Genomic DNA, 21,904 nt, shown 5'->3' on the forward strand with positions numbered 1-21,904 from the left:
CACGATGCGTGGCCACTGCGCTGCTGCCTACCGTGGCCAGGCCCGCAGCACGTCGGGCCCCACCCCCGAGGAGGTCGCACGTGAGAGTCCACACCCGTCTCGCCGCCCTGGCCGCGCTGATAACAGCCGCCGGCGCCGCAGGCCTGGCCGCACCGTCGGCCGCCACCGCCCAGGACCCGTTCATCGGCCCGTTCGGCCAGGTCACGACGATCGCCTCGACCGTCCCCGGCAACGGTGACCAGAACCCGTACGGCACCGTGCTGATCAAGCACGACGAGGGCGACCTGCGCAAGGGCGACGTGCTGGTGAGCAACTTCAACAACGCGGCGAACCTGCAGGGCACCGGCACCACCCTGGTGCAGGTGGCCCCCGACGGGACGGCCAGTCAGTTCGCCCAGATCGACCCGAACAACCTCCCGGGTCCGTGCCCCGGCGGCGTCGGCCTGACCACCGCGCTGACCGTGCTGCCCGGCGGCTGGGTGGTGGTCGGCTCGCTGCCCACCACCGACGGCAGCTCGGCCACCGCCTCGGCCGGCTGCCTGCTGGTGCTCGACAAGCACGGGCGGGTCCGCGAGACGCTGGCCGGCGACGGCATCAACGGGCCCTGGGACATGACCTCGGCCAGCCACGGCGACCACACCGACCTGTACGTCACCAACGTGCTCAACAACACCCAGGCCGGCGGCGGCAACGAGGTCGACGAGGGCACCGTGCTGCGGATCTCGCTGCGCGACGGCGTCGGTGACGAACCGCCACGGCGCGAGTCCACCACCGTGATCGGCTCCGGCTTCGGTGAGAAGACCGACCCGAGCGCGCTGGTCATCGGGCCGACCGGCGTCGCCCTCAACCACGACGGCACGCTCTACGTCGCCGACACCGTCGGCAACCGGATCACCGAGATCCGGCACGCCGACACCCGGCCGGACTCGGCCGGCACCGGCCGCGTGGTGACCTCCGGCGGCGACCTCAACGGACCGCTCGGCCTCGCCCGCACCCCCTGCGGCGACCTCCTCACGGTCAACTCGCTCGACGGGTTCATCGTGGAGACCACCCCGCACGGCGAGCAGGTGGCCAAGTTCCAGCTGGACAGCAGCGGCACCGGAGTCCCCGGCGCCGGCGCGCTGTTCGGCCTGGCCGTGGACGACAACAGCGGCGTCTACTTCGTGGACGACGCCGGCAACCAGCTGGACCTGTTCCACTGAGGCCGGCTCGGCCGAGGGGCGGGCGGTGCGTTCGGCGCACCGCCCGCCCCTCGGCCGACCCGTCAGATCCCCGCGTAGTAGGCGTCCAGGGCGGCCTGGGCGCCCGTGCCGGTGGCGGTGGCGATCCGCTGCGCGCGGGCCGAGCGCAGGTCGCCGGCCACCGTGACGCGCGGGTGCTGGAGCTCCGGCGGGCAGTAGCCGTCGGGACCCGGGCGCAGGCCGGGCAGGGCGGCGGGCCGGGAGCCGGCGTTCAGGACGGCGGCGTCGGCCGTCAGGGTCAGTTCCTCGCCGGACGTGGTGGTGACCGCCGCGCTGACCCGGCCGTCCGGCGCGCGGCGCAGCCGGGCCGCTGCGGTGGGCACCAGGGTGACGCGCGGGTCCGGGCGCACCTCGTGCGTCTTGTACTCGTCCGCGGCCGGGTGAAGCACCGTCAGCCTGACGGCGTGTCCGGGGTGGGCGCGCAGGAAGGTGCCGAGCGGGCGGTCGGCGCCGAGCACCAGCAGCGCGGCGGCCGCCGGGGCGCCGCGCAGCGGGCGCACCGGGAAGTCCGCCCGGGCCCAGGGCGTCTCGGCCAGCGTCGCCGGCCGCACGCCGGTGGCGACCACGGCGTGCCCGGCGGTGAGCGCGGTGCCGTCCGCCAATCGGGCGGTGACCTGACGGTCGGTCGCTTCGAGCCCGACGACCTCGGTGCCGAGGCGCAGCGAGCAGAGCGCGGTGCGGCCCAACTGCCCCTCGACGGCCGCGGCGTACGCGGGGCCGCCGGCGAAGCCGAGCACGTTGTCGAGCACCGGGATCCCGCGCAGGCTCCCGCAGGGCTGCGCGGCCCGCTCGACCAGCACCGAGCGCAGGCCCAGGCTGGCGGCCATCACGGCGGCGGCGCAGCCGGCCGGGCCGGCGCCGATGATCAGCAGATCGGTGTCGGACACGGAGCAAGAGCATAGGCGCGGCGGGTACCGGGAAACAGACGGACGACCGGCCCCGGCGCGGTCCGGCCGCTGTCGGCCGGGCGGGGGACGATAGCGCAGGTGGATGGGGCAACACGGGGTGGGGGATGCATAAAGGCGGCGTCAAGGTCGCGTAGCCTACGCCCTGCTGCCAGCCGGTGGCACCGACACGGAACGTCCGACAGGGGGCATGGTGAGTTCGACGGGTGCGGCACCGTCAGCGAGGCGAACGAGATTGCGGGCATGGCTGCTCGAAGGCCTGTCCGACATGGCCAAGCAGTACCCGGGCCCGCACGCCGAGGCGCCGGTCGAGCACAAGGGCCAGCGCTGGTGGCGGGTGATGTGCCTGACCGGCCTCGACTACTTCTCCACCCTCGGCTACCAGCCCGGCATCGCGGCCCTCGCGGCCGGGCTGCTGTCGCCGATCGCCACCATCGTGCTGGTGCTGGTGACCCTGCTCGGCGCGCTGCCGGTCTACCGGCGGGTGGCCAAGGAGAGCCCGCACGGCGAGGGCTCGATCGCGATGCTGGAGCGGCTGCTGTCGTTCTGGCAGGGCAAGCTGTTCGTCCTGGCGCTGCTCGGCTTCGCGGCCACCGACTTCATGATCACGATCACCCTGTCGGCGGCCGACGCGACCGCCCACCTGGTGGAGAACCCGCACCTGCACAGCACCCTGGCGGGCAAGCAGGTGCTCATCACGCTGCTGCTCGTCGCGCTGCTCGGCGGCGTCTTCCTCAAGGGCTTCAGCGAGGCGATCGGCCTGGCCGTCTACCTGGTCGGGCTCTACCTGGCGCTCAACGTGGTCGTCGTGGTGGACGGGATCTGGAAGGTGATCCAGTCCCCGCAGCTGGTCACCGACTGGTCGAACGCGCTCACCGCCGAGCACGGCAACCCGATCGTGATGATCGGCGTGGCCCTGGTGGTCTTCCCGAAGCTGGCGCTCGGCCTGTCCGGCTTCGAGACCGGCGTGGCCGTGATGCCGCACATCGAGGGCGACCCCGAGGACACCGAGGACCGGCCGACCGGCCGGATCCGCGGCGCGCGCAAGCTGCTCACCACCGCCGCCGTGATCATGAGCGTCTTCCTGATCACCACCAGCTTCATCACCACCGTGCTGATCCCCAAGGCCGACTTCCAGAACGGCGGGCCCGCCAACGGCCGCGCCCTGGCCTACCTAGCCCACCAGAACCTGGGCGGCACCTTCGGCAGCATCTACGACCTGTCCACCATCGCGATCCTCTGGTTCGCCGGCGCCTCGGCGATGGCCGGCATGCTCAACCTGCTGCCCCGCTACCTGCCCCGCTACGGCATGGCGCCGCACTGGGCCCGGGCGGTGCGGCCGATGGTGATCGTGCTGACGCTGATCGGCTTCCTGGTCACCTGGCTCTTCGACGCGAACGTGGACAAGCAGGGCGGCGCCTACGCGACCGGCGTGCTGGTGCTGATCTCCTCCGCCGCCGTCGCCGTCACCATCGCCGCCCACAAGGCCGGGCAGCGCAAGGCGACCATCGGCTTCGCGGCGATCGCGGCGGTCTTCCTCTACACCACGGCCATCAACGTGGCCGAGCGCCCGGACGGCGTGAAGATCGGCGCCTGCTTCATCGCCGGCATCATCCTGGTCTCGCTGCTCTCCCGGGTGAAGCGGTCCTTCGAGCTGCGGGTCACCGACGTGGTGCTGGACCAGACCGCCGAGCGGTTCATCCGCGACTACACGCACCGCCCGATGCGGCTGATCGCCAACGAGCCGGACAACCGCAGCCTGGCCGAGTACCAGGAGAAGAAGCGGGAGATCCGCGAGCACCACGACGTCCCGTCCGAGGTGGACGTGGTCTTCGTCGAGGTGACGGTCCGCGACCCCTCCGAGTTCGAGTCGGAGCTGACCGTGCGCGGCGAGGTGCTGCACGACCGCTACCGGGTGCTCGCGCTGGAGAGCTCCAGCGTCCCGAACGCCCTGGCCGCGCTGCTGCTGACCATCCGGGACCGCACTGGCCAGCTCCCGCACATCTACTTCGAGTGGACCGAGGGCGGTCCGTTCAACCACCTGCTGCGGTTCTTCCTGTTCGGCCAGGGCGAGGTCGCCCCGGTCACCCGCGAGGTGCTCCGCGAGGCCGAGCCGGACCGGGCCCGCCGCCCGCGCGTGCACGTCGGCTGACGAGTGGTCACCCGGGCCCCCGGTTCCCCGCGGAACCGGGGGCCTGCGCGCGTCCCTCAGGAGCCGGCCGTCGCCGTGGCCAGGGTGGTGGCCATCACCGGGCTGGTGAAGGTGTTGCTCGCGGCGCCGTCGGACTGGTGGTACGAACCCCACTTGAGGTAGTCGCCGGTGCCGTCGTAGGTCGTCCCGGTGAAGGTGCCCGAGCCGGTGGCGAAGGTCTGCTTGACGCCGTCGAACCAGAAGTCGATGGTGCCGGCGGTGCGGTCCAGGTGGATCCGCAGCGCGTAGGAGTGCCACTTGTCGTTGCTGAACGGGGCGCTCCACAGGTCGTGCGAGGTGTGGTCGGTGTCCCACTCCTGGAGGCGGATCCGCCCGTTGCTCGCGTCCAGGTCGATCGGGTGGTTCGCGGTGCCGGTGCTCGGCTCGCACTTGAGCTGGAAGACGTAGCGGTCGTTGCCGTCGCCGATGTGCACCTTGGACGACCAGCCGAGGTAGAAGGTGCTGCCGGCCGTCAGCGCCGGGCCGCGGACCTCGCAGCGCTGCAGCCCGGCGGGCTGCTCGGCCTGCCACACCTTGCCCTTGGCGTCGCTCACCACGCCGAAGCTGCCCGGCGCGGCGCACTGCACGTCGGCGAACGACGACGGCCCGGCGGTGGTGCTCGGTGTCCAGAGCACCTGGCCGGCCGAGGGCGAGGGAGCGGGCGCGGCCGCGTCACCGGCGGCCCCGGCCGTGCCGCAGGAGACCGCCAGGGCGGCGACGGCCACCGCCCCGAGGGCGTGCGTCAAGGGACGGGACGGTGAGGGCAATCGGTGCTCCCTGGCTGGCTGAAACGGGGTCAGGTGCGCCAAGCATGCCAGCCGCGCGGGGCGGCGCAAGGCACCGGCGGATTTCGTGTCCCTTCGGGCAACCGGCAGGGGCGCGGGAGCGCTTCCACGGTCTGGACCAGTGCGGATGTTATGGCTCGACCGGCGAAGCTGGCATGTCCCTGGATATTCCCTGGGAGTTCACCGCGCTGGAAGTGTTCCCTCGCCGGACACGAGTACCGGCACCGAAGCCCCCCACGCCCTCATGAGGAGCTCGATGCAACGCCGTCCCTTCTTCGGACACCTGGCGGCCGGTCTGACCGCCGCCGCCCTCTTCGCCGCCGGCTGCGGCACCGCACAGGCCGCGCCACCGGCGAGCGCACCACTGGTGGTCGGCCTGCCCGGCCACGACCCGGCCCACCCGCCGGCGCCCTACGCCCCCATGGGAGTCTCGACCGACGGCAGCGACCAGGACGCCGTCCAGGTCGGCCGGCTGACGCCGGCCCAGCTGCCGCCGCCACGCCCACTGGCACACCGCACCGGCCAGGCCGCCCAGCCGCACCAGGCGGTGCGGGCCGCCGCCCAGTCCTGCACGCCCGCCGACTTCAGCAGCCGCAGCGGCGCCGCGCTCGCCGCCTACCTGGAGTCCTCGACCACCGACTGCGTGAACACCCTGTTCGCCGTCACCGGCAGCGCCGCCCACGGCGTGTTCCAGCAGAGCCAGGTGCTGCCCGTCGCCCAGGCCATGCAGCAGCTCGCCGCCGGATACCAGGGCGACGACTCCAGCGGCATCCAGCAGCTGGTGCTCTTCCTGCGCGCCGCCTACTACGTGCAGTTCAACGACGCGGCCGACGTCGGCTCCTACGACGCCTCGGTGACCTCGGCCGCCACGGCGGCGATGGACGCCTTCTTCGCCAACCCGCACTCGCAGGACGTCACCGCGGGCAACGCCCCGATCCTCGGCGAGGCGGTCACCCTCACCGACAGCGCCGACACCGACGCGCACTACATCGGGCTCTACGAGCACCTCTACCAGAGCTACAACAGCTCCTGGGACGCCGTCACGGGCATGGACAACGCGGTCTACAACGCCAACAGCGCGCTCTGGCGGGCCGTCAACAACCCGGCCTTCGTCTCCGCGGTCACCGCCGACCCCGGTGTGATCAAGACGCTGAACGGGTTCGTCCTCGGCCACCTGGACCTGCTCGGCGGGGACAACACCAACATGGTCTCCGGCGCGGGCCAGGACCTGGCCTCCTACATCCAGGTGCCGGCCCTGCGCTCCACCGTCCAGCCGCTGATGATCGGCATGCTCAACGCCTCCAAGCCGGCCGGGCCGACCGCCGCGCTCTGGGTGGCCGTCGCCCAGCAGAGCGCGGACTTCGACGCCGCGAACTGCGCCACCTACGGCACCTGCGACCTGCCGACCAAGCTGCGCGCCGCCGCCCTGCCGATCAGCCACACCTGCAGCCCGACCCTCACCGTCTCGGCCGAGTCGCTCGACCCGACCCAGCTCGCCGCGGTCTGCACCAGCCTGACCAACGAGGCCGCCTGGTTCCAGAAGCTGGTCAAGGCGACCGGCCCGATACCCGGCCAGACCATCACCGGCGAGAACATGGTGGTCTTCTCCAGCCGGCAGGACTACCAGGTCTACGCCCCGGCGATCTTCGGGATCGACACCGACAACGGCGGCCTCACCGTCACCGGCGAGCCCTCCCAGGCCGGCAACTCCTCCTACTCGGTGATGTACCAGGCGCCGTACGCGACCGACTTCCCCGCGGACATCTGGAACCTCAACCACGAGTTCACCCACTACCTGGACGCGGTCTACAACACCCGCGGCGACTTCACCGCCGAGACCGCCGTGCCGGACGTCTGGTGGATCGAGGGCATCGCCGAGTACACCTCCTACACCTACCGGGGCGTGCCCGACACCGAGGCGCTCACCGACGCGCCGCTGCACACCTACGCGCTGAGCACCCTCTTCCAGAACACCTACGAGAACAGCGACACCACCCGCACCTACCCGTGGGGCTACCTGGCGGTGCGCTACATGTGGGAGCGTCACCCCGACGTGATGGCCGCGATGCTGGGCCACTTCCGCACCGGTGACTACACCGGCGGGTACCAGGTCTACAACTCGCTCGGCACCCGCGACGACGCCGACTTCGCCTCCTGGCTGAACGGCCTCTCCGGCAGCGCCGCCGGCACCCCGAAGGCCGCCTTCACCCAGACGGTCACCGGCCTGACCGCCGCCTTCCACGACACCTCCACCGAGACCGGCGGCACCGCCAAGATCACCGGCTGGAAGTGGGCCTTCGGCGACGGCGCCACCGCAACCAGCGCCAACCCCCAGCACGCCTACGCCAAGCCGGGCAGCTACACCGTCACCCTCACGGTGACCGACAGCAGCAAGCAGACGGCCACCACCTCCGCCACCGTCACGGTGACCGGCCCGGTCGCCTGCACCGGCGCCGACCCGCGCCTGCTCGGCCAGAACTGCGCGCGGACCGGCCAGTCGGCCGCCGCCGGCGGCCTGGACTACTTCTACCTCTACCTCCAGGCCGGCACCACCACCCTCAAGGTGACCACCAGCGCCGGCACCGGCAGCGCCTACCTCTACTACGACCCCACCACCTGGGCCACCGGCACCAACCACACCGCGGCCTCCACCCACTCCGGCACCACCCAGACCCTCACCGTCACCAACACCACGGCCGGCTACCGGTACGTCAGCCTCTACGGGGCGACCGCCTTCTCCGGAGTCACCGTCAGCACCAGCTACTGAGCAACACCCCCGAACACCACGGGGCGGGCGCTGCATGCGGCGCGCCCGCCCCGTGGGCCCACTGGTTCCATCGAGTGAGCGGCCTACGTGTCTGCGGTCGATCCGGTCGGCCATCTCCCACGCTTGTCCGCATGGGAGACGAGCCGACGAAGAAGCGGGTACGCGGGCTGCGCGGACTGGGGGAGTGGTGCGCGCGGCGCTTCGTGGTGGTGATCCTGGCGTGGCTGGCCGCGCTCGGGGTGCTGCACGGGCTGCAGAACACCGTCGGCGGCACCTACTCGGACGACTTCGAGCTGCCCGGCACCCAGTCGAAGACCGGTCAGGACCTGCTCGGCGTGAACGCCCCCGCGCTCGGCGGCTTCGCCGGCCAGGTGGTGATGTCCGACCCGAACGGGCCGCTCAGCGCAGTGCAGGGCCAGATCAACCAGGCCGTCGCCGCGCTCGGCAAGCTGGACCACGTCGTCTCGGCGCAGAGCCCGCTGCCCGCCTCGGCCGGCCAGCCGGCCCCCGCGCTCTCGGCCGACGGGAAGATCGGCTACATCACCGTCCGGTTCAACCAGAACCCCACCTCCTTCGACCAGTCCTACATCGGCGAGGTGGACACCGCCGTCGCCCCGGTGCGCGCGGCCGGCGTGCAGGTCGAGTACGGCGGCGCGCTCGGCGAACTGGCCCGGCCCAAGGCCACCGACCTGAAGAGCGAGGCGATCGGCTTCGCGGTGGCGATCGTGGTGCTGCTGATCGGCTTCGGCAGCGTGCTCGCCGCCGGGCTGCCCCTGGTGACGGCGCTGATCAGCGTGATCGTCGGACTCAGCTGCCTGGCCCTGCTGGCCCGGGCCTTCACCTTCGGCACCGTCTCACCGACCCTGGCGACCATGATCGGGCTAGGCGTCGGCATCGACTACGCGCTCTTCCTGACCACCCGTCACCGCCAGCAGCTGATGGACGGCGTGGACCCGGTCCGCGCCGCCGGCCGGGCCAACACCACCAGCGGCCGCGCCGTGCTGGTCTCCGGCTGCACCGTGATCGTCGCGCTGGCCGGCCTGTACGTGTCCCGGGTGCTGTTCATCGGCAAACTCGGCGCGGCCGCCGCCGTCACCGTGGCGACCGCCGTGGTCGGCGCCCTGACCCTGGTGCCGGCCCTGCTCGGCCTGGTCGGGCGCCGGATCGACCGGCTGCACGTGCGCAAGCCGATCGCGGAGGAGACCGCCGGCGAGAGCGGCGCCCTCTACCGCTACGCCCAGTCGGTGGCCCGGCGCCCCTGGTGGTTCCTGGCCGCCGGCGTGATCGTGATCGGGGTGCTCGCCATCCCGCTCTTCTCGCTGCGGCTCGGCCACATCGACGACGGAGCCGACCCGACCAGCTTCACCGACCGCCGCGCCTACGACCTGATCACCACCGGCTTCGGCCCGGGCGCCAACGGCCCGCTGACCGTCGTCGTCGACCAGGCCAACGTGCCGCAGGACAACCGGGCCGCGCTCGCCACCAACCTGCAGAAGGCCCTGACCGGCGTGCCCGGCGCCGCCAGCATCAGCCCGCCGCAGGCCACCGGCAGCAACGGCGTGCTGCTCACCTCGACCGCCGTCTCCACCGCCCGCCCGCAGGACAAGCAGACCCAGCAGCTCTTCGACCACCTGCGCAAGGACGTGCTGCCGCAGGCGGTGGCCGGCACCGGCGCGACCACCTACGTCACCGGCAGCACCGCCGCCCAGCTGGACTTCGTGGAACTGATGGCCCGTCGGCTCCCGGTGATCATCGCGGTGGTGGTCGGCCTGGCCTTCCTGATCATCCTCGCCGTCTTCCGCGGCCTGCTGGTGGCGGTCAAGGCGGCGGTGCTCAACCTGCTCTCCATCTCCGCCTCCTACGGCGTGCTGGTCGCCGTCTTCCAGTGGGGCTGGGGCGGACCCGGACTGGGCGTGGCCGGCACCGTGCCGATCGAGAGCTACGCCCCGATGATCATGTTCGCCATCGTCTTCGGACTGAGCATGGACTACGAGGTCTTCCTGCTCTCCCGGGTGCACGAGTTCTGGCTGACGACCGGTCAGGGCCACGAGAGCGTCGCCCACGGCCTGCGGATCACCGCCCGGGTGATCACCTGCGCCGCGCTCATCATGGTCAGCGTGTTCTCGGCGTTCATCCTCAGCCACGACATCGTGGTGAAGATGCTCGGCCTCGGCCTCGCCGTCAGCGTGCTGATCGACGCGACCGTGGTGCGGCTGCTGCTGGTGCCGGCCGTGATGGTGCTCTTCGACCACCGCGCCTGGTGGACGCCCCGCTGGCTGGACCGGCTGCTGCCGCACATCGACGCCGAGGGCGCCGCCCAGGCCGACTGACTAGGACCCGCTGGGTTTCCCGGTCGCGTCGAGCGCCACCAGGCCGGTGTCGCCCATCCCGTAGACCCGGCCGCCGCCGGCGGCGAGCGGGATGGCGACCGCGTACTGGTCGCCGCTGCCGAACTCGTAGGTCCAGCGGCCGTTCCCGGTGGCCGGGTCGAGCGCCCACAGCTTGCCGGTCACCCACAGGTAGAGGTTGCCGTCGGCGCACTGCAGGGAGGCGACCGGGGACTGCACCGAGGCCGGCACCGAACCCGCCCAGCGGAGCGTGCCGTCGGCGGTGTCGACGGCGTGGACCTGGATGTTCCCCTTGCCGTCCATCCCCGCGGCGTAGGCCCAGGTCCCGTCCGCGGAGGCGACCACGGAGCTGAACATGCTCTGCTGCTGGGTGTGCCAGACCAGGTTCCCGTTCGCCGGGTCCACCGCGTACAGGTGGTCGGAGGCGTAGAGGAAGAGGCCGTTCGCCCAGCAGTGGGCGGGATCGTTCGAGGCGACGGAGAAGTCGTCCATGCCGACGCTGGTGCCGGCCCCCGGGGCGTTCTGCTGCCAGCTGCTCCTGCCGCCCGCGCCGACGTCGACGCCGATCAGCTTCGGGTCGGTGCGGTCCGTGTTCGCGCTGACCAGCAGCAGGTGCGAACCGGTGGCGGGCACCAGGACGCGCTGCTGACCCTGCGTCTGGCCGAGCGTGGTCTGCCAGAGGATCTGACGGGTCGACGGGTCCACCGCCCAGAGGAAGTCGCCGACGCTGAACGCGGGCCCGCCCGCCGCGTTCATGGTGCCGAAGCCGCTGCCCGTGGCGTAGACGATCCCGTTGAGCGCGCCCGGGAGCCAGATCGACTGCATCGACAGACCGGACGATCCGATGCTCCAGGCGGTCTGGCCGGTGTCGACCGAGAGGGCGTTCACCGCGTGGTCCGTCTGCAGCGCGCCAGTGCCGCCCGCCGCGAACAGCAGGTCGCCGACCACCAGGGCCGGCAGCCCGCCCATGCCCGCCTTCGCGCCGAAGGTGGAGTTGGCCACCGGCCCCCAGACCGGCTTGCCCGACCGGTCGAACGCCCGGATGCCCTGGTCGCCGACCGCGATCACCTTGTCCTTGGCGATCAGCACCTGGAGCAGCGGGTCGCTCGGCGCCGTCCACAGCGCCGTCGCCGTCGCCTTGACGTCCAGCGAGCGGCTCGGATCGGTCGCGGCCGGCCGCGGCGAGCCGCCGGCCGAGGGGGAGGCCGCCTTCGACGGCCCCTGACGCAGCGTCAGCGCGGCCGCCGCGCCGACGGCGCCGGCCAGCACCAGCCCGCCGCCGGCGCCCAGCAGCAGCCGGCGCCGGCTCAGCCCGGGGCCCGGCCGCCCGCCCACCCGGCCCAGGTCGACCGTCGGGCCGGTCAGCGGCCCCGGCCCGCCCGGCCAACCTGGCTGACCCGGCTGACCGGCCGCCGGCAGCGGCTCGGTGCGCCCGCTCGACGCGAGCCGCAGGTCGGGCGCGGCCAGCGGCACCGGGGCCAGCACCGCGGCGGCCTCCTCGACGGCCGCGATCAGCTGCGGCGGCAGCCAGTTGCCGTACGCGGTCGAGCCGCCCGAGCGCTCCACCGCCGCGACGATCTCGGCCGGCGCCGGCCGGTCCTGCGCCCGCTTGGCCAGGCAGGCCGCCACCAGCAGCCGCAACCCGGCGGGCAGGCCGCCCAGTTCGGGCTCCTCCTCGACCACCCGGCGCAGGATCTCCATGGCGCTGCCCCCGGCGAACGGGCTGCTGCCGGTCGCGGCGCAGACGATGGTCGCACCGAGCGCGAACACGTCGGCCGCCGGCCCGACCTGCTCGCCCAGCGCCTGTTCGGGAGACATGAAGGCGGGCGTGCCGAGCACCGCGCCCGCCGTGGTGAGCGCGGTGCCGTCGGCGGCGCGGGCGATCCCGAAGTCGATGACGTGCGGGCCGTCCAGCGCCAGCAGCACGTTGCTGGGCTTCAGGTCACGGTGGGTCAGCCGGGCCGCGTGGATGTTCCGCAGCTCCTCGGCGATCCCCGCCGTCAGCGCGCGCAGCGTCGCCTCGGGCAGCGGTCCGGTCCGGTCCACCGCCTGCTGGAGCGGGACGCCGGGCACGAACGCGGTCGCCAGCCAGGGCACCGGCCCGTCGGCGTCGGCGTCCACCACCGGGGCGGTGAACACCGAGGAGGCCGCCCGCGCCGCCGCGACCTCGGCGCGGAACCGGGCCCGGAAGCCGGTGTCACCGGCGAGTTCGGGCCGGACCAGCTTCACGGCGACGGTCCGCCCGCCGGCCGACCGGCCCAGGAACACCGTCCCCATGCCGCCCTCGCCCAGCCGGCCCAGCAGGGTGTACGGGCCGATCCGCAGCGGATCCCCGGGTACCAGCGGCTTCACGTCACACTCCGTTCGAGGGCAGCACGGCGACCGCCGTGCCGTTGGGATCGACGATGCAGACCCGGCCGTCGCCGGCCGCCCAGCCGAGCGTGCCCGGGTCGGTGCCCTTGAAGCCGGAGAACCGCCAGCGGGGCTTGCCGGTCGCGGGGTCGAAGGCCCACACCACGGCCTCGTCGTCCATCAGGTAGAGGTTGCCGTCGGCCTGGAGCAGGCGGCTGCCGCCGGTGTTCCCGGTGTTCGGGGCCTTCACCGGCAGCGGCGCGCGCCACCGCTGGTGCCCGGTCGCGGGGTCGAGCGCCACCAGCGAGGACCCGCCGTCGGTGTCCAGCCAGCGGCCGTAGCAGGTGGCGCCGTCGGGGCTCAGCGCGATCGCGTCGCCGGAGCCGGAGGCCAGCAGTCCGGTGGGCGCCGACCAGACCGGGTTCCCGGTCGCCGGGTCGCAGGCGGTCAGCGCGCCGCTCTGGGCGTAGAGCAGGACGTACTTGCCGGCACCGGCGACGTAGGCCGCGGGCTGCGACTTCGTCCAGACGACGTTGCCGTTCCCGTCGAGCGCCGTGAACTGCTTCGTGCTCGCGACGACCGCGTGGTCACCGCCCTGCGGGAGCGCACCGGAGATCAGGACGTCGGAAGAGCCGTGGAACCAGGCGGTCTGATGGGAGGTCAGGTCCACCGCCCAGACGTGGAAGCTGGTGGCCATGCCGGAGCTGCCCCCGTCGGTGCCGTCGCCGGAGCCGAGCAGGTACGCGCGGTTGTCCAGGAAGCCGAGCAGGCGGGTCGAGCTCATGGTGTTCGGCTGGTCCAGGGTGGCCGTCCAGCGCACGGCGCCGTCGGCGACGCCGATGGCGAGCAGGGCGGGCGAGCCGTACTGCTTGCCGGAGGCCGCGGTGGCGCCCGGCGCCGGTTCCGCGGTGGCGCCCACGTACAGCACGTCCCCGTCCACGGCGGCGAGTTGCACGGGCAGCTCGCCCACCGCCAGCATCACGCCGTGGTCGGCGGCGTTCACCGTCCACTTGGCGTGGCCCTGGGAGTCCAGCGCCTGCACGTGCTGGAGCGAGACGGTCAGCACCAGCCCGCCGGACGGCAGCACCTGGCGCGGTCCGTCGTTCGGGTCCTGCGACGGGTTGACCTTCCAGGAGAGCACCCCCTCGCGGACGTTCGACCAGTCCGGGCGGGTGACCGTGATCTTCCCGTGCAGACCGTTGTTCTTGCCGCCACCGCCGGCGGAGGCCAGCGCGGCCGCGGTGCCGGCGCCCGCCGCCGCCAGCAGCCCGCCGCCCAGGCCGAGCAGCAGGGTGCGCCGGCTCGGCGCGCGCGGCGGCACGGCGTCCGCCGGTGCGGGCCCGCCGTCGGGCGGCGGCTCGGGCAGCGCGGTCAGCACCGAGCGCAGCGCCACCACGTCGCCGGCCACCGCCGGGGGCAGCCAGTTCGCCGTCGGGCCGGCCCAGCCGTCCCGGGTGACGTACTCGATCACCTGACGGGGCGTCGGCCGCCCGCCCGGGTCCTTGGCCAGGCAGGCCGCCACCAGCTCGCGCAGGCCCGCCGGCAGCCCGGACAGGTCCGGCTCGGTGTTGACGACGCGGAACAGCACCGCGGCCGACGCCCCGTCACCGAACAGGTGGCCGCCCAGGGCGGCGAAGGCGAGGGTGGTGCCGAGCGAGAAGACGTCGCCGGCGGGCCCGAGGCGCCGGCCGAGCGCCTGCTCGGGGGACATGTACGCGGCCGAGCCGATCACCGCCCCGCCGGTGGTCAGCGCGGTGCCGTCGGCCGCCTGCGAGATGCCGAAGTCGATCACGTGCGGGCCGTCCAGCGCGAGCAGCACGTTGGCGGGCTTCAGGTCACGGTGGACCAGCTCGGCGGCGTGCACCTCGACCAGCGCCTCGGCCAGCCCGGCGGCGAGCGTGCGCACCGTGCCCTCCGGCAGCGGGCCGTGCCGCAGCACCGCCTGGTGCAGCGACACCCCGACCACGAACGCCGTCGCCATCCACGGCGTGACGGCCTCCGGGTCCGCGTCCACCACGGGTGCGGTGAACGCCCCCGAGACCCGCCTGGCGGCCAGCACCTCGCGGCGGAAGCGGTCGCGGAACCCGGGATCCTCGGACAGCCCCGCGCGCACCACCTTGACCGCGACCGTCCGGCCGCCCGCGGACCGCCCGAGGTACACCGAGCCCATTCCGCCGGTCCCCAGACGACCCATCAGCACGTACGGCCCGATCCGTCGCGGATCGCCGTCGCCGAGCAGCTCCACGTCGCTCCCCCTCCTGCGCAGCGGCTCACAGGGTAGTGGCGCGGCCCGTCCGCAGCGACGGCGCTCACGTGACCTTCACAAGCCCGTCGGCGAGCTGATCGCACGTCAGTCGGCTTGTACTGGAGCGCAGTCAGTCAGAACTCCGCCGAACGCGGCTGCCCCCGGCGGCGGGAGGCCGTCGGGGGCAGCGGGTGGGGCGGGTGGAGCGGACGGTTCGTCAGTTCGCGGAGTCCGGCACGTTGGGGCTGCGCGAGTAGGCCTGGGTGGGGTTCATCCCGACGCCGTTGATGCTGACGGTGGCCTGGGTGGAGACCTGGGCGCACTTGGTGGAGTCGTCGGCGGTCTGGGCGTCCGAGTTCGACAGCGCCGCCTGGGTGTTGACCGGGGCGGGGGCGTTCGAGCCGGCGGACGAGGACCCGCCGCCGGACCCGCCGAAGGTGGTGCCGCTGGGCCAGTCCTTGCCGATCACCAGGGTGATGCCGGGGCCCTCGCCGGGCTTGACGGCGGAGGCGGGCAGGCCGACCGAGGCGGCGACCTCCTGGGCGTCGGCCTCGCGGCCGGCGGTGTAGGTGACCGAGCTGGTGTCGTCGGTGCCCACCGCGTTGGTGGCGGCGGTGCCGGAGCTGTAGCCGGCCGCCTTGAGGGCGTCGGCCACGTCGCCGGCCCGGCCGCCGATGCCGCTGCCGTTCTTCACGTGCACCGCGATCTCGGACTTCGGCGCGCCGCCGGTGGCCGCCGGGGCCGAACTGGGGGCGGGGGCGGCGGGGCTGGCGGCGGGGTTGTCCGTCGCGGTGGCCGAGGCCGCGGCCGAGGACTTGGAGCCGTCGCCCTGGGTCAGCGACACGTCGTTGATGATCGCGCTGAAGAGGTTCTTCGCCGCAGGGGCGACGATCACCCGGTTCGGGTCGGTGGGGTCGGCCGCGTTCTGCATCGTGGTCATGGTGATGCGGTTGGTCGGCACCTTGTTCAGGTCGTCGCCCAGGTTGACCAGGTTGGTGATGCCGCTCAGGCCGTCGTCCACGGTGAGCGCCTTGGTCGCGGCGTTGGCCAGCGAGAGCAGCGCGGCCGGGTTGGCCAGCGTCCCGGCGCTCTTGAGCTGGCGGACCATCGAGCTGAGGAACATGTGCTGGGCCACCGTGCGGCCGAGGTCGGAGCCGTCGCCGAAGCCGTGCCGCGTGCGGACGAACTGCAGCGCCGCCATGCCCTGCAGGGTGTGGTCGCCCTTCTTCAGCTTCAGGTGCGAGTAGGGGTCGTAGACGTTGTTGTCGACGCAGACCGGCACGCCGCCGATCGCGTCCGACATGTTCACCACGCCCTTGAAGTCGACCATCATGAAGTGGTCGATGGGTATGCCGGTCAGCTGGTGCACGGCGGCGACGGTGCAGCCCGGGCCGTAGTCCAGGGTGCTGTTGATCAGGTCGCGGTGCGGCTTCATGGTGGTGTGGGTCTGGGTGTCGGTGCAGCCCGGCAGGTTGGTCACCGTGTCGCGCGGGATGCTCATCACCGTCGCGTTGCTGCGGTCGGCCGAGACGTGCAGCACCATCTCCACGTCGGCGTTGGCGCCCGGGCCGCAGTCGCCGCCGATCTGGCAGTCGGTCGGGTCGTCGCGGGTGTCCGAGCCGAGGACCAGCACGTTGATCGGGGTGCGGCCGAAGGCGTCCGGCTTCTCCTTGCCGGCGTCGCCGGAGGTGCCGGCGAACAGCGGCGAGTGCTTGATGTTGCCGTCGAGCATCTCGAAGATGTAGCCGCCGCCGGCGGCGGCCACCAGCACCAGGCCCGCCGTGGTGTACGCCAGGATCCGCAGGCCCTTGCGCTTCGGCTTCTTCTTGCTCTTGCGTGCCGCCGCCCGGCCCCCGGCGGCCGGCCCGGCCTGCTGCGCCGAGCGGGCACGGCGGCGCGGGCCGGTGGTGTCCGCCTGGGTGTCGCTCACGTGCGCCTCCGTCGCTGCCCGATCTCCTCGGGCACTGCCCGATCGTGTCGGGGATCGCTGCTTCCGGGCACTGGGACGCGGATCGTTCGCATCCCGGTTCCCCATGCTTGCGCCGCAGCATAACTGTCGTTCCTATGAGCTTCGGTTCGATCCTCTTAGATCTGCTTTCAGCTCACGTTCATCCGTGGCCACTTCGGTCCGGATCCGCCCCGGTTCGTCCGGTCCGGCCCGGCAAACTGGTTGGCCGCGGTGTCTGGGGTTGGTAACGTTCTCCGCACCGTGCAAGGAACGAGGAGGTGACACCCGTGAACGCAGTACCCCAGTGGGTGTTCCCCCGATCCGTCACGGCGGGCGACCAGAAGTAGGTGTCGCCGGGAGCGCCCTGGAACACGTGGCACTCCCGAAAGGCGGCACCATCATGAACGCTTCTTCCTCCACCCCTGAGATCACCCGCGTCGAGGACCTGGAATGGCAGGCCCTCGCGAACGGCGAGGTCATCGGCCGGGCCGACGCCTGCCGACGGCCCGACGGCCGGCTCTTCGTGAGCATCGACACTTGGCAGGCCGAGGCCTTCGAGCCGCTGGCCGCCGCGGTGCTCGCCGACCTCCCGGAGACCCTCTACACGGTCGCCGACGAGACCGACCAGGCGCTGGCCGCCGACTGGACCGGGGCCGGCTTCCGGGCCCGCCGCCGCGAGCACGGCTACCTGGTGCCCACCGCGCCGCAGCCCTTCGCGCAGCGGCCGGCGCCGGCCGGAGTCACCGTCGTGCCGGTCGGCGGGGCCCGGGCCGACCTGCTGACCGACCTCGACCGCAGGCTCCGCGCCGAGATCGCCGCGGGCCTCGGCTGGGACCGGATGCCGGCCGAGATCCTGCCCCGCCCGGCCGGGACCACCGTGGTGGACCCGACCAAGTACGCCGTCGCCGAGCTGGACGGCGAGTACGTCGGCCTGATCCGGCTGGCGCCGTTCCGGCGCCAGCCCCGGATCGGGCTGCTCGCCGTCCGCGCCGATCAGCAGCGGCGCGGCATCGGCCGGACCCTGCTCGCCCACGCGCTCGGCGAGCTGCACCGGGCGGGCACCGAGCACGCCTGGGCCGAGGTGGACGAGACCAACGCGGCGGCCATCGCGCTCATCGAGGGCGCCGGCGCCCGGCGCAGCGGCGGGAACCTGGAATTCGTCCACCGCCGCTGACGCTGTGTCCACCGGGACGTGCACCGGTGGACCCCACTGACCCACCATCACATCTACCTTGGAAACGAGATAACTTGGCAAGGAAAGCAGGTGGCCTCGAAGTCGAGGGCACCGTCACCGAATGCCTGCGCAACGCCAACTTCACCGTGGAGCTCCAGAACGGCCACAAGGTGCTGGCGCACATCAGCGGGAAGATCCGGAAGAACTACATCAAGATCCTCCCGGAGGACCGGGTGCTCGTGGAGCTGAGCCCCTACGACCTCACCCGGGGCCGGATCCTCTACCGGTACCGCAACTGACCCGGCGCGCCGCGCCGATCGACAGGGTGCGTTGAGCCGACCGCCCGGCGGGTTTCCCGCCGGGCGGTCGGCTTTTTGTCCGGCAGGCTGTGCCTGACGGTCCGTCGGTCAGTGCGAGTTCGGTCAGCGGGAGTCCAGCCAGAAGCCGATCAGCGACGCGAACCCGCCCGGCGCCCCGGCGCCGTAGGCGACCACCATCGACTGGCCGATCGCCACGTCCGTCGGATCCACCCAGGGCGACCAGCTCAGCGTCGCGTCCAGGCCCGGGTTGGTCCGGAACGGGCCGTAGTCGGCCAGGCTCCCGCGCGCCTCGGCGATGACCGCGCCGTCGCGGCGCAGCTGCGCCGTGCACAGCCCGGTGTGCCGCAGCTCGTAGGCCCGGCCGGCGAACAGCGCGGTGCGGGTGCGCGCCGCGCGGCGCGGGTCCAGGCGCCGGCGCGGCGCCGGGCAGGGGATCGGCTGCTTCTCGATGCTCATCGCGCCGAGCTCCCGGTCGGGCAGCACCGTCACGATCGGCATCTGCGGGACCTGCACGGCGACGATGACGCCGGGCCAGTCGCTGGCGCTGATGCGGATCGGGCCGACCGGGGTCTGCGCGGTGCGGTGGTTCGACAGGCGTATGCGGCGTCGCTTGGTGAAGAGGGGCACCGCGGCAGGCTAGGGCATGGACCGCGCGGGCCCCGCCCCGCCCTGCCGCGGGCGGACTCGGGCGGGCTCAGACCGTCGCGAGCGCGACCTCGGTCGACTTGATCAGCGCGACCACCGCGGAGCCGTCGGCGAGGCCGAGCTCGCTGACCGCGTCCTTGGTGACGGCGGCGGTGAGCTCGCCGCCCGGCACGGACACCTTCACGGTGGCCATCGCGTTCCCGGCGACGACCTCGGTGACCGTCCCGGGCAACTGGTTGCGAATGCTCAGCCCGGCCACCGGCCCGGTGGCGAGGGCCACCTCGGTCGACTTCACCACGGCGCGCACGGCCGTGCCCTCGGCCAGCCCGAGGTCCTTCACGGCGTCCACCGTGATGGCGGCCGTGATCTCCTGGCCGCCCGCCAGCCGGGCCTTGACGGTGGCCATCGCCTCCCCGGTGGTGACGGAGACGACGGTGCCGGGCAGCTGGTTGCGAATGCTCAGGGTCATGGCTTCCGACCTCGCGAGAAAGAGGAGTGATATGCCTTCGGGGTTTCACCACAACGGTATCGGAAATGGCCTCGAAAATGTCAGTCCGAAGAAATCACAATGCCTCGCGGCGTGTTCGTTCGCATAATCCAGTGAATTCGCGCGACCGGCTGGCGATTGCGAGGCGCGGCCCGTCCCGAAGGCCTCGGCGGTACGGGTCGGCGGCAGAACCCGACGCCGACCCGTACCGCTCAGTAGCTTCCGTCTGGCATCATGACCTGCACACGAGCTGTGATGATCATGTGGTTCCCGCGTACCCGGAACCCGGTCCCGGAGAACGCGATGCACCCCTATCTCGACCAACCAGGCCCGCTGGCCTTCGCCCACCGCGGCGGGGCGCTCGGCGCGCCGGAGAACTCGCTGGCCGCCTTCGAGCAGGCCGTCGCACTCGGGTACCGGTACCTGGAGACGGACGTGCACGCCACCGCCGACGGCGTGCTGATCGCCTTCCACGACGAGCGGCTCGACCGGGTCACCGACCGCACCGGCCTGGTGGCCGAACTGCCCTGGAGCACCGTTCGGCAGGCCCGGATAGGCGGCACCGAACCCGTGCCGCGGTTCGAGGAGCTGCTGGCGGCCTTCCCCGAGGCCCGCTTCAACGTGGACGTCAAGGCCGCGCCCGCCGTCGGACCGCTGGTCGAGGCGATCCGCCGGGCCGACGCCTGGGACCGGGTCTGCGTCGGCGGCTTCTCCGACAGCCGGCTGGCCGCCGTCCGGGCCGCCGGCGGACCGCGGCTGGCCACCTCGCTCGCGCCGCGCGAGGTGCTGCGCCTGCGGCTGCGCTCGCTGGCCGGGCCGCTGCTGGCCGGGCGGCGCGCACCCTGGCCGGGGATCTGCGCCCAGGTGCCCGAACGCCACCGCGGCCTCCCGGTGGTCGACCGCCCCTTCGTCCGGGCCGCGCACCGGCTCGGCCTCCAGGTCCACGTCTGGACCGTGGACGACCCCGTCCGGATCCGCGCCCTCCTCGACCTCGGTGTGGATGGCATCATGGCGGATCGCATCGACGTCCTGCGCGACGTCCTCGCCGAACGCGGCTGCTGGACTGCCGGCAGCCGTGGAACGACCAGCGGAAGTGACACCCCATGACCACCGCACCCGAACGCGCCGGGCAGCCGACCGAAGCCGACGCCGACGCCCGCACCCTGGAGCGGATGCGGTTCGGCTGGTACGTCAACGACTGGGCCAACGCCGCCTTCTCGGCGATCGTGCTGACCGTCTTCCTCGGCCCCTACCTGACCACGGTCGCCAAGGCCGCCGCGGACGCCCACGGCGACGTGCACCCGCTGGGCCTGCCGGTCCGGGCCGGCTCGTTCTACTCGTACACGCTCTCGTTCTCGGTGCTGCTCTCGGTCGCCGTCATGCTGCTGGTCGGCACGATCGCCGACCGTACCGGGCGGCACAAGGAGCTGATGTGCGGCGCCGCCTTCGTCGGCGCGCTGGCCACCCTGGGCATGTTCTTCCTCGGCGGGAACCGCTACCTGCTGGGCGGCGGGCTGCTGGTGCTCGCCAACATCTCCTACGCCGTGTCGGTGGCGCTCTCCTACGCCTACCTGCCCGGCCTGGCCCGGGCCGACGAGCGCGACGCGATCTCCTCCAAGGGCTGGGCGTTCGGCTACGCGGGCGGCGCGCTGCTGCTGATCGCCAACCTGGCGCTGTTCGAGAGCCGGGCCTCGCTCGGCCTGTCCGACGGCACGGCGGTGCGGATCTGCCTGGCCTCGGCCGGGGTCTGGTGGGCGCTGTTCACCCTGGTGCCGCTGCTGCGGCTGCCGTCCCGGGCGAGCAACACCCCGATCGCCGCCAAGCAGGCCGCCCGGGCCGGCGAGCCCGCCGCCGGCAGCCTGCGCGAGCTCGGCCGGACCCTGCGCGGCATGCGCCGCTACCCGCTGACCCTGCTCTTCCTGGCCGCCTTCCTCTGCTACAACGACGGCATCCAGACCGTCGTCGCCCAGGCCTCGATCTACGGCAGCGAGGAGCTCGGCATGGGCCAGACCTCGCTGGTCGTCGCCGTGCTGCTGGTGCAGATCGTGGCGATCGGCGGCGCGCTGCTGCTCGGGCGGATCGCCCGCCGCCACGGCGCCAAGCGCACCGTGCTCGGCTCCCTGGTCGCCTGGGTGGCCACCCTCGCGCTCGGCTACCTGATGCCCGCCCACCAGCCGGTCTGGTTCTTCGGGCTGGCCTGCATGATCGGCCTGGTGCTCGGCGGCAGCCAGGCGCTCTCCCGCTCGCTCTTCTCCCACCTGATCCCGCCGGGCCGGGAGGCGGAGTACTTCAGCGTCTACAAGATCAGCGACCGCGGCACCAGCTGGATGGGACCGCTGGTCTTCGGGCTCGCCTTCCAGCTCACCGGCAGCTACCGGTCGGCGATCATCTCGCTGCTGGTGTTCTTCGTCATCGGCTTCGTGCTGCTGCTCAAGGTGCCGGTCCGCCGCGCCATCGAGGCGGTCGGCAACCCGGTGCCCGAGCGCATCTGACCGC

15 protein-coding genes are annotated in these 21,904 nt (G+C 72.9%); 8 read left to right on the forward strand and 7 right to left on the reverse strand.

Going from position 1 to position 21,904, the window contains the following annotated elements:
• Positions 1-80 precede the first annotated feature (80 nt).
• On the forward strand, positions 81-1,202 hold the full coding sequence (locus tag FHX73_RS43175) for a hypothetical protein (RefSeq protein ID WP_246214244.1): 1,122 nt from the start codon (positions 81-83) through the stop codon (positions 1,200-1,202).
• A 62-nt stretch (positions 1,203-1,264) separates the two neighbouring features.
• On the opposite strand, the gene FHX73_RS43180 is transcribed toward FHX73_RS43175, so the two are convergent.
• Positions 1,265-2,128, reverse strand: coding sequence for an FAD-dependent oxidoreductase (locus FHX73_RS43180; RefSeq protein WP_145911611.1), 864 nt, complete (start codon positions 2,126-2,128; stop codon positions 1,265-1,267).
• A gap of 208 nt (positions 2,129-2,336) precedes the next feature.
• On the opposite strand from FHX73_RS43180, the gene FHX73_RS43185 reads away from it, so the two are divergent.
• Positions 2,337-4,298, forward strand: coding sequence for an APC family permease (locus tag FHX73_RS43185; protein WP_145911612.1), 1,962 nt, complete (start codon positions 2,337-2,339; stop codon positions 4,296-4,298).
• A gap of 56 nt (positions 4,299-4,354) precedes the next feature.
• Here the strand turns inward: FHX73_RS43185 and FHX73_RS43190 are convergent, their stop codons facing one another.
• Positions 4,355-5,083, reverse strand: a complete 729-nt coding sequence (locus FHX73_RS43190; protein WP_246214245.1) for a heparin lyase I family protein — start codon at positions 5,081-5,083, stop codon at positions 4,355-4,357.
• A gap of 295 nt (positions 5,084-5,378) precedes the next feature.
• Here FHX73_RS43190 and FHX73_RS45905 point away from each other — a divergent pair, with 295 nt between their 5' ends.
• Together FHX73_RS45905 and FHX73_RS43200 are read left to right on the forward strand one after the other, a co-directional pair.
• Positions 5,379-7,889 (forward strand): collagenase, encoded by a 2,511-nt coding sequence (locus FHX73_RS45905; RefSeq protein WP_246214246.1) that lies wholly within the window; start codon positions 5,379-5,381, stop codon positions 7,887-7,889.
• A gap of 131 nt (positions 7,890-8,020) precedes the next feature.
• A complete protein-coding gene (locus FHX73_RS43200) occupies positions 8,021-10,219 on the forward strand; it encodes an MMPL family transporter (protein WP_211786520.1) in 2,199 nt (732 codons plus the stop codon).
• Here the strand turns inward: FHX73_RS43200 and FHX73_RS43205 are convergent, their stop codons facing one another.
• The 3 genes from FHX73_RS43205 to FHX73_RS43215 all read right to left on the reverse strand — a co-directional run bounded on the left by FHX73_RS43205 (position 10,220) and on the right by FHX73_RS43215 (position 16,764).
• Positions 10,220-12,589, reverse strand: coding sequence for a protein kinase domain-containing protein (locus FHX73_RS43205; protein WP_145911614.1), 2,370 nt, complete (start codon positions 12,587-12,589; stop codon positions 10,220-10,222).
• A 1-nt stretch (position 12,590) separates the two neighbouring features.
• Entirely contained in the window at positions 12,591-14,834 is a 2,244-nt protein-coding gene (locus FHX73_RS43210; protein WP_145911615.1) for a protein kinase domain-containing protein, read from the reverse strand.
• A 217-nt stretch (positions 14,835-15,051) separates the two neighbouring features.
• The gene (locus FHX73_RS43215) at positions 15,052-16,764 is read right to left on the reverse strand and encodes an LCP family protein (protein WP_342795373.1); all 1,713 of its coding nucleotides are present in this window, start codon (positions 16,762-16,764) and stop codon (positions 15,052-15,054) included.
• Positions 16,765-17,182: 418 nt separating this feature from the next.
• Here FHX73_RS43215 and FHX73_RS43220 point away from each other — a divergent pair, with 418 nt between their 5' ends.
• Positions 17,183-17,956: a GNAT family N-acetyltransferase gene (locus tag FHX73_RS43220; protein ID WP_145911617.1), complete on the forward strand. Its 774-nt coding sequence runs from the start codon at positions 17,183-17,185 to the stop codon at positions 17,954-17,956.
• 74 nt (positions 17,957-18,030) lie between these two features.
• Positions 18,031-18,255: a translation initiation factor IF-1 gene (infA, locus tag FHX73_RS43225; protein WP_145911618.1), complete on the forward strand. Its 225-nt coding sequence runs from the start codon at positions 18,031-18,033 to the stop codon at positions 18,253-18,255.
• Between the two features lie 123 nt (positions 18,256-18,378).
• Here infA and FHX73_RS43230 read toward each other — a convergent pair whose 3' ends face one another.
• Positions 18,379-18,903, reverse strand: a complete 525-nt coding sequence (locus FHX73_RS43230; protein WP_145911619.1) for a hypothetical protein — start codon at positions 18,901-18,903, stop codon at positions 18,379-18,381.
• A 67-nt stretch (positions 18,904-18,970) separates the two neighbouring features.
• Positions 18,971-19,390: a TOBE domain-containing protein gene (locus FHX73_RS43235; RefSeq protein ID WP_145911620.1), complete on the reverse strand. Its 420-nt coding sequence runs from the start codon at positions 19,388-19,390 to the stop codon at positions 18,971-18,973.
• A gap of 321 nt (positions 19,391-19,711) precedes the next feature.
• Between FHX73_RS43235 and FHX73_RS43240 the strand changes: the two genes are divergently transcribed.
• Both FHX73_RS43240 and FHX73_RS43245 read left to right on the forward strand, forming a co-directional pair.
• Positions 19,712-20,515 (forward strand): glycerophosphodiester phosphodiesterase family protein, encoded by an 804-nt coding sequence (locus tag FHX73_RS43240; protein WP_246214247.1) that lies wholly within the window; start codon positions 19,712-19,714, stop codon positions 20,513-20,515.
• A complete protein-coding gene (locus FHX73_RS43245; RefSeq protein ID WP_145911622.1) occupies positions 20,512-21,900 on the forward strand; it encodes an MFS transporter in 1,389 nt (462 codons plus the stop codon). Before FHX73_RS43240 ends, FHX73_RS43245 begins: the two co-directional genes overlap by 4 nt.
• The last annotated feature ends 4 nt before the right edge of the window (positions 21,901-21,904 follow it).

This window comes from Kitasatospora viridis, assembly GCF_007829815.1.
Taxonomy (GTDB): Bacteria; Actinomycetota; Actinomycetes; order Streptomycetales; family Streptomycetaceae; genus Kitasatospora; species Kitasatospora viridis.

Bases quoted from the DNA above. Each gene is read 5' to 3' on its own strand.
- FHX73_RS43185 (WP_145911612.1), top strand. From the start codon at position 2,337: ATGGTGAGTTCGACGGGTGCGGCACCGTCAGCGAGGCGAACGAGATTG.
- FHX73_RS45905 (WP_246214246.1), top strand. From the start codon at position 5,379: ATGCAACGCCGTCCCTTCTTCGGACACCTGGCGGCCGGTCTGACCGCC.
- FHX73_RS43200 (WP_211786520.1), top strand. From the start codon at position 8,021: ATGGGAGACGAGCCGACGAAGAAGCGGGTACGCGGGCTGCGCGGACTG.
- FHX73_RS43220 (WP_145911617.1), top strand. From the start codon at position 17,183: ATGAACGCTTCTTCCTCCACCCCTGAGATCACCCGCGTCGAGGACCTG.
- FHX73_RS43235 (WP_145911620.1), bottom strand. From the start codon at position 19,390: ATGACCCTGAGCATTCGCAACCAGCTGCCCGGCACCGTCGTCTCCGTC.
- FHX73_RS43240 (WP_246214247.1), top strand. From the start codon at position 19,712: ATGCACCCCTATCTCGACCAACCAGGCCCGCTGGCCTTCGCCCACCGC.
- FHX73_RS43245 (WP_145911622.1), top strand. From the start codon at position 20,512: ATGACCACCGCACCCGAACGCGCCGGGCAGCCGACCGAAGCCGACGCC.